The sequence below is a fragment of the Micromonospora halophytica genome, from assembly GCF_900090245.1.
Lineage (GTDB): Bacteria > Actinomycetota > Actinomycetes > Mycobacteriales > Micromonosporaceae > Micromonospora > Micromonospora halophytica.
Genome location: NZ_FMDN01000006.1, coordinates 242,099 through 256,284 on the forward strand (window position 1 = coordinate 242,099; position 14,186 = coordinate 256,284).

General features: G+C 72.2%; 13 protein-coding genes. 10 read left to right on the top strand and 3 right to left on the bottom strand.

Annotated features, from left to right (window positions below; genetic code table 11):
* Nucleotides 1–24 precede the first annotated feature (24 nt).
* Nucleotides 25–1,218, bottom strand: coding sequence for a sensor histidine kinase (locus GA0070560_RS11910; RefSeq protein WP_091294852.1), 1,194 nt, complete (start codon nucleotides 1,216–1,218; stop codon nucleotides 25–27).
* Nucleotides 1,219–1,313: 95 nt separating this feature from the next.
* Nucleotides 1,314–2,231 carry a RecB family exonuclease gene (locus GA0070560_RS11915; protein ID WP_091294854.1) on the bottom strand — a complete coding sequence of 306 codons (918 nt, stop codon included), beginning with the start codon at nucleotides 2,229–2,231 and terminating at the stop codon, nucleotides 1,314–1,316.
* A gap of 144 nt (nucleotides 2,232–2,375) precedes the next feature.
* On the opposite strand from GA0070560_RS11915, the gene GA0070560_RS11920 reads away from it, so the two are divergent.
* The 3 genes from GA0070560_RS11920 to GA0070560_RS11930 all read left to right on the top strand — a co-directional run bounded on the left by GA0070560_RS11920 (nucleotide 2,376) and on the right by GA0070560_RS11930 (nucleotide 5,131).
* Nucleotides 2,376–3,467, top strand: coding sequence for a site-2 protease family protein (locus GA0070560_RS11920; protein WP_139131484.1), 1,092 nt, complete (start codon nucleotides 2,376–2,378; stop codon nucleotides 3,465–3,467).
* A complete protein-coding gene (locus GA0070560_RS11925) occupies nucleotides 3,464–4,477 on the top strand; it encodes a tRNA (adenine-N1)-methyltransferase (RefSeq protein ID WP_425412630.1) in 1,014 nt (337 codons plus the stop codon). Before GA0070560_RS11920 ends, GA0070560_RS11925 begins: the two co-directional genes overlap by 4 nt.
* 81 nt (nucleotides 4,478–4,558) lie before the next feature.
* Nucleotides 4,559–5,131, top strand: a complete 573-nt coding sequence (locus GA0070560_RS11930) for a hypothetical protein (RefSeq protein WP_091294856.1) — start codon at nucleotides 4,559–4,561, stop codon at nucleotides 5,129–5,131.
* Nucleotides 5,132–5,192: 61 nt separating this feature from the next.
* Here the strand turns inward: GA0070560_RS11930 and GA0070560_RS11935 are convergent, their stop codons facing one another.
* A complete protein-coding gene (locus GA0070560_RS11935) occupies nucleotides 5,193–5,489 on the bottom strand; it encodes a ferredoxin (RefSeq protein ID WP_091294858.1) in 297 nt (98 codons plus the stop codon).
* A gap of 178 nt (nucleotides 5,490–5,667) precedes the next feature.
* On the opposite strand from GA0070560_RS11935, the gene arc reads away from it, so the two are divergent.
* From arc to prcA, 7 genes are all read left to right on the top strand, one after another.
* Nucleotides 5,668–7,449, top strand: coding sequence for a proteasome ATPase (gene arc / locus GA0070560_RS11940; protein WP_091294861.1), 1,782 nt, complete (start codon nucleotides 5,668–5,670; stop codon nucleotides 7,447–7,449).
* A gap of 149 nt (nucleotides 7,450–7,598) precedes the next feature.
* A complete protein-coding gene (locus GA0070560_RS11945) occupies nucleotides 7,599–9,671 on the top strand; it encodes a hypothetical protein (RefSeq protein WP_091294863.1) in 2,073 nt (690 codons plus the stop codon).
* A 60-nt stretch (nucleotides 9,672–9,731) separates the two neighbouring features.
* Nucleotides 9,732–11,249 (top strand): depupylase/deamidase Dop, encoded by a 1,518-nt coding sequence (gene dop, locus GA0070560_RS11950; RefSeq protein ID WP_091294865.1) that lies wholly within the window; start codon nucleotides 9,732–9,734, stop codon nucleotides 11,247–11,249.
* A 105-nt stretch (nucleotides 11,250–11,354) separates the two neighbouring features.
* Complete coding sequence (locus GA0070560_RS11955) at nucleotides 11,355–11,570, top strand: ubiquitin-like protein Pup (RefSeq protein WP_074477166.1); 216 nt, start codon at nucleotides 11,355–11,357, stop codon at nucleotides 11,568–11,570.
* A 220-nt stretch (nucleotides 11,571–11,790) separates the two neighbouring features.
* Nucleotides 11,791–12,279 (top strand): endonuclease VII domain-containing protein, encoded by a 489-nt coding sequence (locus GA0070560_RS11960; protein ID WP_091295062.1) that lies wholly within the window; start codon nucleotides 11,791–11,793, stop codon nucleotides 12,277–12,279.
* Entirely contained in the window at nucleotides 12,198–13,037 is an 840-nt protein-coding gene (prcB, locus tag GA0070560_RS11965) for a proteasome subunit beta (RefSeq protein ID WP_170839372.1), read from the top strand. Before GA0070560_RS11960 ends, prcB begins: the two co-directional genes overlap by 82 nt.
* A 61-nt stretch (nucleotides 13,038–13,098) precedes the next feature.
* A complete protein-coding gene (prcA, locus tag GA0070560_RS11970; RefSeq protein WP_091294870.1) occupies nucleotides 13,099–13,932 on the top strand; it encodes a proteasome subunit alpha in 834 nt (277 codons plus the stop codon).
* The last annotated feature ends 254 nt before the right edge of the window (nucleotides 13,933–14,186 follow it).

Here is a 14,186-nt window from a genome sequence, read left to right on the forward strand (position 1 = left end):
CCCCGTCGTCGCTGGTGGTGCCGGTCACGCCGGCACCGTGCCGGCCGGCTCCACCGGGATCCGGGCGGAGACCCGGAAGCCGCCGCCCGGGCGCGCACCGGTGCGCAGGGTCCCACCGTAGAGGGCGACCCGTTCGCGCATGCCGACAAGTCCGTGCCCGATCCGGTCGGGCCCCGGCGTCGGGCCACGGCCGGTGTCCTCGACCTCCACCGTCAGGTACCCGCCGTCGACGGCGACCCGCACCTGCGCGGTCGCCACCCCGGCGTGCTTGAGGGCGTTGGTCAGCGCCTCCTGCACGATCCGGTAGCTGGTCAACGACACACCCTCCTCCACCTGGCCGGGATCGCCCTCGACGTGCAGGGTGACCGGCAGCCCCGCCTCGCGTACCTGCTCGACCAGCGCCTCGATCCCGGCCAGACCCGGCTGTGGGGTCAGGTCGGCGGCCGGTTCGGCGTCGGTACGCAGCACGTCCAGCAGCCGGCGCATCTCCCGCAGGGTCACCCGGCTGGTGTCCTCGATGGTGGCCAGGGCCTCGTCGGCGGTGCCCGGGTCGCGGCGCAGCACCCGACGCGCCCCGGTCGCCAGGACGCCCATCACGCTCACGTGGTGGGCGACCACGTCGTGCAGTTCCCGGGCGATGCGGCGGCGCTCGTCGGCGACCGCCTGCTCGGCCAGGGACCGCTGGTTCTCCTCGGCGACCCGGGCCCGCTCCCGCAGCGCCTCGGTGGTGACCCGGCGGGCCTGCACCGCCCGCCCCACCGCGTACGACAGCAGCGCGGTGAGCAGGTTGTTCAGCACCAGGTACGCGGGGCCGACCTGCAACCCGCTCTCGACCGGGGCCAGCACGTTCGCCACCACCACCGGCACCCAGAGCAGCACCGCCGCGACCGCCGCCGGTCGGGCCGGCCGGTGCGCGGCCATCGTGTAGGTGAGCACGACGAAGGTCAGGCTCTGGCTGGCCGGGGCCTGGTCGAGGAAGGCCGGAATCGCCAGGGTGGCCACGGCGAGACCCACCGCCGGCCAGGGCGCCACCCGGCGCAGCGCCACCGGCGTGGCGCACAGCACGCTCCAGGCCAGCCCGAGCGGCAGCCGGCTCGGCCAGAACTCGCGGGGGGTGAGCAGCGTGAACGCGACCTCCATCAGCACCAGGGCGGCGGCGAAGAGGGCATTGCCGGTGAGCGGGTGATCCCGCCACCACCGGGCGGGTGGACCGGTCATACCCGCGACGCTAGCCGCCGGGCCCGGCGGCGCCGGTCATCGCCGACGGTGATCCGGTGCTCATCCTCAGGGAGGAGACGCCTCCACCCGCCGTCTCAATCGTCGGCGCCGGGCGTGGCCGGGCGGGAGCGGGCGTCGCGCAACGGGTCGGGGGCCGCCGACCGGTCCGGGAACGGCGGCGGGGTCCCGCCGAAGCTCGGGCAGAGCGCCTGGTGGCTGCACCAGTCGCAGAGCCGGCTCGGCCGGGGACGGAAGTCCTGCCGCTCGGTGGCCTGCTCGATCGCCTGCCAGAGCGCCACCACCGTGCGTTCGAAGCGCAGCAGCTCGTCGGCGTCGGGGGAGTAGTCGCAGACCTCGGCGTCCTTGAGGTAGAGCAGGCGCAGCACCCGGGGCACCACGCCCCGGGTGCGCCACAGCACCAGGGCGTAGAACTTGAGCTGGAACAGGGCCCGGGCCTCGAACGCCTCCCGGGGCGCCCCGCCGGTCTTGTAGTCGACCACCCGCAGCGCGCCGTCCGGGGCGACGTCGAGCCGGTCCAGGTAGCCCCGGATGAGCAGTTCGTCGTCGACGACCGCGGAGATCAGGGCCTCCCGCTCGGCCGGCTCCAGCCGGCGCGGGTCCTCCACCGCGAAGTAGCCCTGCAACAGCGCGGCCGCGGAGCGCAGGAACTCGGCCGTGCCGACCGCGTCGCCGGGATCGAAGAGACCGGCCAGCTCCGGCTGCTCGGTGACCAGCCGGTCCCACTGCGGGGCGACCAGGTCGCCGGCCGCGTCCGGGGTGCGCCCGGTCGCCGGCAGGTCGAACAACCGCTCCAGCACGGCGTGCACCAGGGTGCCGCGGGCCTGCTCGACGGTGGGCCGCTCGGGCAGCCGGTCGATGCTGCGGAACCGGTAGAGCAGCGGGCAGGTCTTGAAGTCGGCCGCCCGTGACGGCGACAGCGACGCCCGGACGGTGACCGGCAGCGCGCCCGCCCCGGGAGTGCCCTGCTGGTCGATCACCGGTTCCGCCGTCATGCCCCGAAGGTTAGGGCACCGGTGTGACAGGCCGGTGATCGCCGCACCGGAGCATGATCCGCACCGCGTAGCATCGGGTCGGTGAACTCCCCGACCCCAGCTCCGCGTCGCACCGGTCGGCGCACCGGCCTGACCGTGGGCCGGGTGCTCGGGGTGCCGCTGCGCGTCAACGTCTCGATGCTGCTGCTGACCCTGCTCATCACCGTGACGTACGCGCAGTACGCCCGGGACCGGCTCGACCTGCCCCCGCTCGGCGGCTACCTGATCGGCCTCGGCTTCGTCGTGTCGCTGCTCGGCTCGGTGCTGCTGCACGAACTGGGCCACGCGCTGACCGCCCGTCGCCACGGCATCGGTGTGCGCGGGATCACCCTGGAACTGCTCGGCGGCTACACCGAGATGGACTCCGACGCCCCCAACCCCCGGGTGGAGCTGCTGGTCTCCCTGGCCGGGCCGGCGGTCTCCGCGGTGCTCGGCGCCGTCGGCGTCGGCCTCACCCTGGCACTGCCCACCGGCACCCTGGCCCACCAGCTCGCCCTGCAACTGGCGTTGAGCAACGTCGTCGTCGCGATCTTCAACATGTTGCCCGGGCTGCCGCTGGACGGTGGTCGGGCGTTGCGCGCCGCGGTCTGGGCGCTCACCCGCGACCGGCACCGGGCCACCGAGGTCGCCGGCTGGGTGGGCCGCGCCGTCGCCCTCGGCACCGCCGGGCTGGTCGTCCTGCTCACCGTCGAGCGGCTCCTGGTGCCCCTGGCGCTGCCGCTGATGCTGCTGGTCGCCGTCACCCTGTGGCGCGGCGCCGGCCAGTCCATCCGGTACGCCCGGATCAGCCGCCGCGTCCCGTTGATCGACCTGGGCCGGCTCACCCGCCCCGTCTTCGGCGTGCCCACCGGCACTCCGCTGGCGGAGGCGCAGCGCCGGCACGCCGAGCAGGCGCCGCCCGGCGCGGCCGTCACCGTGCTCGACTCCGCCGGCCGTACGGTCGCCCTGGTCGACCCGGCTGCGGCGGACGCCGTACCCGCGCAGCGGCGGCCCTGGCTGGCGGTGGACGCGGTGGCCCGGTCGCTGGCACAGCTGCCGACGCTGCCGGCGGGGCTCGACGGCGAGCGGGTGATGGAGGTCGTCCAGGCACACCCGGCCGCACGGTACGTGGTGACGGCAGGCGAAGATGTCGTCGGCGTTCTGCACATCGCGGATCTGGCACAGGTCCTCGAACCCACACGGAAGATGAACAGGTGACCGCACATCCCTCCGCACTCCCGGCCGAGCCCGGCACACGCACCGCCGTCCCGGAGCTGCCTCCGGTGCACCGGGGGCCGTTCCGCCCCGGCGACCGGGTCCAGCTGACCGACCCGAAGGGGCGGATGCACACGGTCGTCCTGGAGCCCGGCAAGGAGTTCCACACCCACCGCGGGATCCTCAAGCACGAGGCGCTGATCGGGCAGCCCGACGGCAGCGTGGTGACCACCTCCGGCGGTGGCACCGCGTTCCTCGCGCTGCGTCCGCTGCTGTCGGACTACGTGCTGTCCATGCCCCGCGGCGCCCAGGTGATCTACCCCAAGGACTCGGCGCAGATCGTGGCCATGGGCGACATCTTCCCCGGCGCGAAGGTCCTCGAGGCCGGCGCCGGCTCCGGCGCGCTGAGCTGCTCACTGCTGCGCGCCGTCGGCACCGGCGGCGAGCTGCACTCGTACGAGATGCGCGACGACTTCGCCCAGATCGCCAAGCGCAACGTGGAGGCCTTCTTCGGCGCCCCGCACCCGGCCTGGACGTTGCACGTCGGTGACGTCGCCGACTGCCCGGAGACCGGTTTCGATCGGATCATCCTGGACATGCTCACCCCGTGGGAGACCCTCGACATGGTCGAGCGGGCGCTGCTGCCCGGCGGCGTGTTCATCGGGTACGTGGCCACCACCCCGCAGCTGTCCGAGCTGGTGGAGGCGCTGCGTGAGCGCGGCGGCTGGACCGAGCCGCGGGCCTGGGAGTCGCTGGTGCGCGACTGGCACGCCGAGGGGCTGGCCGTCCGCCCGGACCACCGGATGATCGCGCACACCGCGTTCCTGGTGTCCGCGCGTAAGCTCGCTCCGGGCGTCACCGCCCCGCCTCGGCGCCGCAAGCCCAGCAAGGGCGCCGAGGCGTACGCCGAGCGCAAGCAGGCGTTGCGCGATGCGGCGGCGGCCCGCCAGGCGGCGGCCGCGCAGGCCGCCGGCGTCGAGCCGACCACGACGGGCGAGGTGGACCGGCCGTGACGGTGCGGCGGGGCGGCTGGGAGTGATCGGGCGGATTCCGCCGGCCGGTGCGGGTCGGCGGCACGACCTGGGGGAGATGGCATGAGTCGGCCGGGTTTCGGCGGTGGTGAACTGCCGGCCGTGTTCCCGGACTGGTCGCCCTACACCGACCTGGAGTCGGCCGCGCGGGCGTACCTGCGCGACCCGGACATCGCGCTCGAGGCCCTCGGCGGGGTGCTGCGCGGGGCGTCGGTGCTCGGCTTCACGCTGGAACGCTTCGTCAACGAGGTCAACGGGGTCTGGCAGGAGGTCGTCGTCTGCGACGGCAGCCGGCTGGTGCTGTGGCACGGCGAGGACGTGCCGCCGGGGGAGGGACCGCCCGGTTCGATGACCTCCTCGCTGCGGGTGGTGCCGGTCTCCACGGTCACCGAGGTCGGCTGCCGGCGGCGGCTGACCCGCGCCGACACCGGCGAGGTCCGGGTCGACAGCATCGACGTCTACCTGCTGCTCACCTCGCTGGACGAGGCGCCGCCCGGCGACGAGGTCGTCGGCGCGCCCCGGCACGACGCGCTGCGCTTCGGCAAGACGCTCGACGACGGCGGGGCCGGTCAGATCGCCCGGCTGGAGGAGTTCGCCCGGCTGGTCGCCTCGGTGGTCGGCCGCCCGGTGCTCTGAGTACGCGAGAGCCGCGGACGACCCTGGTCGTCCGCGGCTCGTACCGCCGCGCGTGGGCGGGTCAGTCGTCCTCGGCCTCGGGGCCGGCCACCTCGACCCCGTCGCTGCCGCGCACCACGTGGATGCACTCGCCCGGGCACTCCTTCGCGGAGTCGATCACCTCGAGGCGCAGGTGCTCCGGCACGTCGACCTGGGCGCCCGGCGCCTGCCGCAGCTCGCCGTCGGGGCCCTTGACGTACGCCAGGCCGTCGACGTCGAACTCGAAGACCTCCGGCGCGTACTGCACGCAGAGCCCGTCGCCCGTGCAGAGGTCCTGATCCACCCAGACCTGAAGCTGGTCCGTCGCGACCTCCGCCACCGGTGCACCCCCCATGTTCTCCCGTCCCACGCCTCGACGGTACCCGAACGCCCGGACCTGCCCCTCAGGCGACCCTTCGCGATCAAGGTTCGGTGACGAGGGTGTTGCGTAGGACCGAATCGGCCTCATAGCGGCTAGTGTTAGGGCAGAACGTTCAAGCCCCCCGGGGAGGTGGGACGTGGCACGCAGCGACGACGCGGACTCGCGCGCCGCACGGTGGGAGAAGGAAGCCCACGATCTCTCCACGCAGGTCGCGTTCCTGCAAGAGGAACTCGCTCTGGTGCGGCGCAAGTTGACCGAAAGCCCCCGACACGTCCGGCAGCTCGAAGAGCGGCTGGCGGCCACCCAGGCACAGTTGGCGCGGCTCACCGAGAACAACGACCGGCTCGTGAGCACCCTCAAGGAGGCTCGCGCGCAGATCGTGACGCTCAAGGAGGAGATCGACCGCCTGGCACAGCCGCCGAGCGGTTACGGCGTCTTCCTCGCGCGGCACGACGACGGCACGGTGGACATCTTCACCGGCGGGCGCAAGCTCCGCGTCGCCGTCTCACCCTCGCTGGACGCCGCCGAGCTGCGGCGCGGCCAGGAGGTCCTGCTCAACGACGCGCTCAACGTCGTCGACGCGTTCGGCTACGAGCGGGTCGGCGAGGTGGTGATGCTCAAGGAGATCCTCGCCGGTCCCGACGGCACGCCGGGTGACCGGGCGCTGGTGGTGTCGCACTCCGACGAGGAGCGCATCGTGCACCTCGCCGACACCCTGATCGGCACGTCGATCCGGGCCGGCGACTCGCTGATGATCGAGCCCCGCTCGGCGTACGCGTACGAGCGGATCCCGAAGAGCGAGGTCGAGGAGCTGGTCCTGGAGGAGGTGCCCGACGTCGACTACACCGACATCGGTGGCCTCCAGGCGCAGATCGAGCAGATCCGCGACGCGGTGGAGCTGCCCTTCCTGCACGCCGACCTGTTCCGTGAGCACCAGCTCCGCCCGCCGAAGGGCATCCTGCTGTACGGCCCGCCGGGTTGCGGCAAGACGCTCATCGCCAAGGCGGTGGCCAACTCACTGGCCAAGAAGATCGCCGAGCGGCAGGGCAAGGAGAAGCACACCAGCTTCTTCCTCAACATCAAGGGCCCGGAGCTGCTCAACAAGTACGTCGGCGAGACCGAGCGGCACATCCGGCTGATCTTCCAGCGGGCCCGGGAGAAGGCCGGCGAGGGCACCCCGGTGATCGTGTTCTTCGACGAGATGGACTCGATCTTCCGGACCCGGGGTTCCGGTGTCTCCTCCGACGTGGAGAACACCATCGTGCCGCAGCTGCTCAGCGAGATCGACGGTGTGGAGGGGCTGGAGAACGTCATCGTGATCGGCGCCTCCAACCGGGAGGACATGATCGACCCGGCCATCCTGCGCCCCGGCCGGCTCGACGTGAAGATCAAGATCGAGCGTCCGGACGCCGAGGCGGCCAAGGACATCTTCTCCAAGTACATCCTCCAGGGCCTGCCGCTGCACCCCGACGACCTGGCCGAGCACGGCGGCGACGCCCAGGCCACGGTGGCGGCGATGATCGACGCGGTGGTGCTGCGGATGTACTCCGAGACCGAGGAGAACCGCTTCCTGGAGGTCACCTACGCCAACGGTGACAAGGAGGTCCTCTACTTCAAGGACTTCAACTCCGGCGCGATGATCCAGAACATCGTCGACCGCGGCAAGAAGATGGCGATCAAGGAATTCCTCACCTCCGGGCGCAAGGGGCTGCGGTTGCAGCACCTCCTCGACGCCTGCGTCGACGAGTTCCGCGAGAACGAGGACCTGCCCAACACCACCAACCCGGACGACTGGGCCCGGATCTCCGGCAAGAAGGGCGAGCGGATCGTCTACATCCGCACGCTCGTCTCCGGCGGCAAGGGCGCGGAGGCCGGCCGCTCCATCGAGACCGCCAGCAACACCGGCCAGTACCTCTGACCGGACGACGTCGGAAGGGCCTGCGGCGCACACCGCAGGCCCTTCCCGCCTGTCACGACACGTTCGCCGGGGCGACGCCCTCCCGACGGGCGGAATGCCCGACTCGTCGGTAGACTTCCCGCACCGCCGTCGACCCGCCGAGGAGCCTCGTGCTGTCCGAGCTCACCGTCGTCGAGCCGCCGACCCGCCCGGCAGCCGAGGACCAGCAGCACCCGCCGACCCCTACCCGACACCGTCGACGGCGTGCGCTCGTGGTGGTGCCGGCAGGGCTCACGGTCGCCTGGCTCGCTCCCCTCGCCGCGCACGCCCTGCACCGCGAGTGGCTGCTGCTCCCGCTGGTGCTGCTCGCCACGGCCAGCGTGCTGCGCGGTGGGCGTACCCTCCTCGACCGGCTGATGCTCGCGCTCGCGCTGCTGCTCGGCGCCGCCACCGCCGGCGGCCTGCTCTTCGCGGTCTGGCCCTGGGGCATGCGGCCCGTGCCACTGACCGGGCTCGCCCTCACCGCGGTCGTCCTCAGCGCCGCAGCGCTGCGGCGGCGACCCCGACTGCCCCGCCCCGGCTGGTCCGACCTGTTCCCCGTCGTCGCCACCGCCGGGATGATGATCTACCTCAGCGGGCCCTGGCGACGCGCACCGGACCTCGCCGACCAGTTGAGCATCCTCGGCCGGGGCGAGGACAACTGGCGCCACCTGGCCCTGTTCGACGTCGTCGGCCGCCTCGGCGGGTACGCCTTCGTCGACCCCGCCGCCGCCAAGGACCAGATCCTCTCCCAGCTCCTGTACTACCCCCAGGGCTGGCACCTCGTGGCCGCCATGCTCGACGGGTTCCTCGTGCCCGTCGGCGTCACCCCCCGGGGCGCCGACGCCGTCGCCCACTACGCCGGCTGGACCCTGGCCGGCTTCGGCCTCCTCGTGCTGGCCGTGAACTGGGCCGCCCAGCGGATCTCCGGTCCCATCCACCCGCTGCACCGCACCGCCCTCACCGTGGTGGTCTGCGCGCTGCTGCTCGGCACCCAACTGCCCCGGCTGCTTCTCTCCGGCTATCCGACCGAGGTCCTCGGGCTCACCCTCACGGTGCTTCTCGCCGCCCTCGTCGGCCGTCCCGTCGCCGGCACCCGGGAGCAGTTCGTGCTACTGGTCGCCCTGCTCGTCGGCGTCGGCTTCACCTACTACCTCTTCCTCCCGCCCGCCGCCGTGCTCGTGCTCTGCTGGCTCGTCGGGCACTGGCGGGAGGCGCTGCGCCGCTGGACCACCGTCCTCGTCGTCGGCCTCGCCGGCACCGCGCTGGCCCTCGTCGCCCCCCTGCTCGGTGTGCTGCGCGCGGAGCAGACCGAGGCCCTGGACATCGGCGGCGGGGTGGGGGCGCGCACCGAAGCCTGGCGTGCCCTGATCTGGCTCGGCGGGATCGTCGGCGTCGCCCTGCTCGTCCAGATCCGCCGCGCCGACCCCGCCTGGCGGCGCTGGCTGCTCGTCTGCGTCGTCGGCGTCGCCCTGCCGCTGGGCATCGCGCGGTACAACACCATCTCCGGCGTCGAACCCGGCTACTACTTCATCAAGTCCACCCACCTGGCCACCGCGCTGCTCGTCGTCGGCGCCGCCGCCGTCGTCCGGCTGCTGCCCGCGCCGCGCCTCGGCCGGTCCTGGCGTGCGGTGACCGCCAGCGTCACCGGCGTCCTCGGCGCGGTGCTCGTGGCGGCCCTCGCCGTCACCCTGTGCGGGGTCACCGGATGGCACCACGGCCTGCTCGTCGCCCACCCCCAGACCTGGACCCAACGCTGGGTCCACCAGGACCTGAGCCTGCCGTCCAGAGTGGCCTGGATCTGTGCCGACGCCCAGCAGCGCTACCCCGATCAGCCCGGTGTCACCACCATCGTGCTCGACCGCGGCGCCTACCGGGCGTACGGGGAGACGCTCTGCCTCTCCGCCCTGCACGGCACCACCGCCCGCACCGAACCCGGCGTCTACAACATGGTGTTCGACGAACCGGACCGCACCCACGAGACGGCCCGGCGGGTCACCGGGCCGATCCGGTTCATCGCCGCCGACCACCCCGCCCAGCGGCGCGTGCACTGGATGCTGGTCAACGACCCGGCGCTGCGGGAGCGGGTCACCTGGGTGCCGCTGAGCGTGCCCGAGTGCGACGTGCTCCCCTCGGATGCGCCACCCCCGCCCGGCACCCCGCAGACGACGCCGGCTGTGCCGGCATGCCCCTCCACGCCCTGAGGGCGACTACGCTCGACGTGGACGGGGGACCGGGTTGGGCCGAGCGGAGCAGGTAGGTCGATGAGCGTCAGACGAATCATGGGCACCGAGGTCGAGTACGGCATCTCCGTGCCCAGCCAGGCCGGAGCCAACCCGATGGTCACCTCCTCGCAGGTGGTCAACGCCTACGGGGCGCGTCCGGAACTCAACCGGGGCGGCCGCGCCCGCTGGGACTACGAGGAGGAATCGCCGCTGCGCGACGCACGCGGCTTCACCTACTCCGGCGCCGCGTACGACCCCGCCGAGGCGCTCGCCGACGAGGATCTCGGCCTGGCCAACGTGATACTCACCAACGGCGCGCGGCTGTACGTCGACCACGCGCACCCGGAGTACTCCACCCCGGAGGTGACCAACCCGCTGGACCTCGTCCGCTGGGACAAGGCGGGGGAGCGGGTGATGGCCGAGGCGGCCCGCCGCGCCGCCACCATCCCGGGCACCCAGCCCATCCACCTCTACAAGAACAACACCGACAACAAGGGCGCCAGCTACGGCGCGCACGAGAACTACCTCATGCGGCGGCAGACGCCGTTCGCCGACATCGTGGCGTACCTGACGCCGTTCTTCGTCACCCGGCAGATCGTCTGCGGCGCCGGCCGGGTCGGTATCGGCCAGGACGGCGGCACCAGCGGCTTCCAGATCTCGCAGCGGGCCGACTTCTTCGAGGTCGAGGTGGGGTTGGAGACGACCCTGAAGCGCCCCATCATCAACACCCGCGATGAGCCGCACGCCGACGCCGACAAGTACCGCCGGCTGCACGTCATCATCGGCGACGCCAACCTGTCGGAGATCTCCACCTACCTGAAGGTCGGCACCACGGCGCTGATCCTCACCATGATCGAGGAGAAGGCGCTCGGAGCCGACCTCGGCATCGCCGATCCGGTCAGCGAGTTGCGCGCGGTCAGCCACGACCCGTCGCTCAAGCACCTCATGCGGATGCGCGACGGCCGCCGGCTGACCGCCCTGGACGTCCAGTGGGCGTACCTGGAGCGGGTCCGGTCCTTCGTGGACGACCGGTACGGCGTCGATGTGGACGCGCAGACCGCCGACGTGCTCGACCGTTGGGAAAGCGTGCTGGACCGGCTCGGCCGCGACGCGTTCCTCTGCGCCGACGAGCTGGACTGGGTGGCCAAGCTGCGCCTGCTGGAGGGCTACCGGGAGCGGGAGAAGTTGGGCTGGGGCTCGCACAAGCTCCAGCTGGTCGACCTGCAGTACTCCGACGTACGCCCGGAGAAGGGCCTCTACCACCGGCTGGTGTCGCGCGGTTCGATGAAGACGTTGCTCGACGACGAGCAGACCCGCACCGCGATGGTGGAGCCGCCGGAGGACACCCGGGCCTACTTCCGGGGCCGCTGCCTCGCCCAGTACGCCTCCGAGGTGGTGGCGGCGAGCTGGGACTCGGTGATCTTCGACATCGGCCGCGAGTCGCTGGTACGGGTGCCGATGATGGAGCCGGAGCGGGGCACCCGCAAACACGTCGGTGCCCTCTTCGACCGCTGCGAGAGCGCCAAGGACCTGCTGGAGACGCTGACCGGCGGCTGATCGGCCACCGATGGAGCCCGTCGGGTGCCGCAAGCCGGCGCGCGACGGGCTTTTCGTCGCTCAGGCGAGGTAAGTTCATCGGAGACGATCGTGGAGGAGGCAGCCATGGCCACTCGTGACAGCGGCGGGCAGTCGCAGTCGGGCAAGGCCCGTCAGGGCGAGGAGATCGAGGACGTCACCACCGAGGCGAACCCGGAGGTCGCCGAGCGGCACGCCGAGATCACCGAGGACGTCGACGACCTGCTCGACGAGATCGACTCCGTCCTGGAGGAGAACGCCGAGGAATTTGTCAGGGGCTACGTGCAGAAAGGGGGCCAGTAGGTAATAGCCGGGCAAACCGGACATGCCTCGGCCTCTTGATGATCGGGACGGCCTCCGCCGTTGTCGCGACTGCGATGAGTGGAAGCCCCTCGATGAGTTCTGCGCCAACAGTCGTCGGCCTGACGGTCGCGGCAGCTACTGCAAACCCTGCTTCAGCCTTCGTTCGAAGGCGAGCTACGCAAAGCGGCTGAAGGAAGAGCACGGTCGGGAGGTGCGCGACATGCCGGTGGTGCCGGACGGTCACCGCCGCTGTCCCACGTGCGGTGAGACCAAGGCGCTCGCGGACTTCCCGGGTAACCGGGCCGGCCGGGGCGGCTACGGCCGCTGTTGCAAGCCCTGTCACAACGAGAAGGGCAAGGAGAGCAAGCTTCGTCTGCACGGCGGCAGCCGCGAGTATCACCTGCGCCGCCGTTACGGCGTCGGCGAGAAGGAGTTCCAGGACCTCCTGACCGAGCAGGGCGGCGTCTGCGGGATCTGCGGCGGGGAAGATCCCCGACATCTGGACCACGATCATCGCACCGGCTGGGTGCGCGGGATACTCTGCTTCAACTGCAACGGTGGTCTTGGCCAGTCCCGTGACAGTCCCATGAGGCTGGCCAGGGCGATCACGTACCTGAGAGGAACCACGTGGCAGCGGGTTTTGATCCATCCGGGCGTCTACCAGATGTGTTCACCAACGCGGGGACGTCCTCCTTCACTACGTTCCTGAGCCGGGTGGCCCCCGAGATGCTGCCCGGCCGTCGGCCGCTGCCGCCGGGCATGGCCGCCGACATGGCACCGCACGCGACGACCATCGTGGCCATCTCGGCCGCCGGTGGCGTGGTGATGGCCGGCGACCGACGGGCCACCATGGGCAACCTCATCGCCCAGCGTGACATCGAGAAGGTGCACCCGGCCGACGCGTACTCGCTGGTCGGCATCGCGGGCACCGCCGGCATCGGCATCGAGCTGATGCGACTGTTCCAGGTGGAGCTGGAGCACTACGAGAAGATCGAGGGCGCGATGCTCTCGCTCGACGGCAAGGCCAACCGGCTCGCCTCGATGATCCGGGGCAACCTCGGCGCGGCCATGCAGGGCCTCGCGGTGATCCCGCTCTTCGCCGGCTTCGACCTGGCCGCGAAGGACCCGGCCGGGGCGGGTCGGATCTTCAGCTTCGACGTGACCGGTGGCCCGTACGAGGAGACCGGCTACGACGCGATCGGCTCCGGTTCGCTCTTCGCCAAGTCGGCGCTGAAGAAGCGGTTCCGTGCGGGGCTGTCGATCGACGACGCGACCCGGCTGGCCGTCGAGGCGCTCTACGACGCCGCCGACGACGACACCGCCACCGGCGGGCCGGACCTGACCCGCCGGATCTACCCGGTGGTGATGACGGCGACGGCCGAGGGCACCCACCGGCTCACCGACGCCGAGACGGCGTCGATCGCCGAGTCGGTCGTCGCCGCGCGGATGGAGAACCCGGGCGGCTGACCCCGCTCCCACCCACCCAGTCAGCAGTCGTCAGCACAGCGCCCGAAGGAGAACCGCCGCCGTGGCCATGCAGTTCTACGCCTCGCCCGAGCAGATCATGCGCGACCGCTCCGAGCTGGCCCGCAAGGGCGTGGCCCGGGGCCGTAGCGCGGTGGTCCTGAGCTACTCCGGCGGGGTGCTCTTCGTCGCGGAGAACCTCTCCAGCGCCCTGCACAAGGTCAGTGAGATCTACGACCGGATCGGCTTCGCCGCCGTCGGCCGGTACAACGAGTTCGAGAACCTGCGCCGTGCCGGCGTGCGGATGGCCGACCTGAACGGCCTGAGCTACGACCGGCGCGACGTCACCGGCCGCGCCCTGGCCAACGCGTTCGCGCAGACCCTCGGCGCGATCTTCACCGAGCAGTCCAAGCCGTTCGAGGTGGAGATCTGTGTGGCGCAGGTCGGTGCTACGTCCGAGGAGGACGAGCTCTACCGCATCACCTACGACGGCTCGGTCAACGACGAGCCGGGCCGGATGGCGATGGGTGGCCAGGCCGAGGCGATCACCAACGTCCTCAAGTCCGACCACCGGCCGGACATGTCGCTCAGCGAGGCGGTGCGGGTGGCCGTGCGGGCGCTGAGCACCGTCGGCGGTGAGGGCGGCGCCGCCCGCACCATCGCGGCCAACCAGCTGGAGGTGGCGGTCCTGGACCGCGCCCGGGTGGGCCGTACCTTCCGGCGGATCACCGGGGCGGCGCTGACCGCCCTGCTGGACGGCGATGCGGCGGGCGACGCCGCGCCGGCCGGCGGCCGGGCCAAGACGCCGACCGTGCCGACGGAGGAGGCGCACAAGCCGACCACCTCCGCCGGCTCCGCGGACCTGGAGGGCAACCAGAACGAGCAGCCGGAGGCGTAACAGCCTCAGCTCCACGGGGGTCGGGGATTTTCCCCGGCCCCTGCGGCGTGTCCGGGCCCGACCGGTCCGCCGGCTCGCGCCGCATGCCGGCCGCGACGGGTGTACGCCCCCCGACGCCGCGACCCCGCCCGGGCGGGGTCGCCGTCCGGCACCAACCAGCCCAGGGCGTGCCGCCGTCCGATGCGACCCCGCCTGGCGGCCCCGGCCGGCGCGATCCGGCCGGCCGACCCCGCCCGGTGCGACCCGCCCGGCCC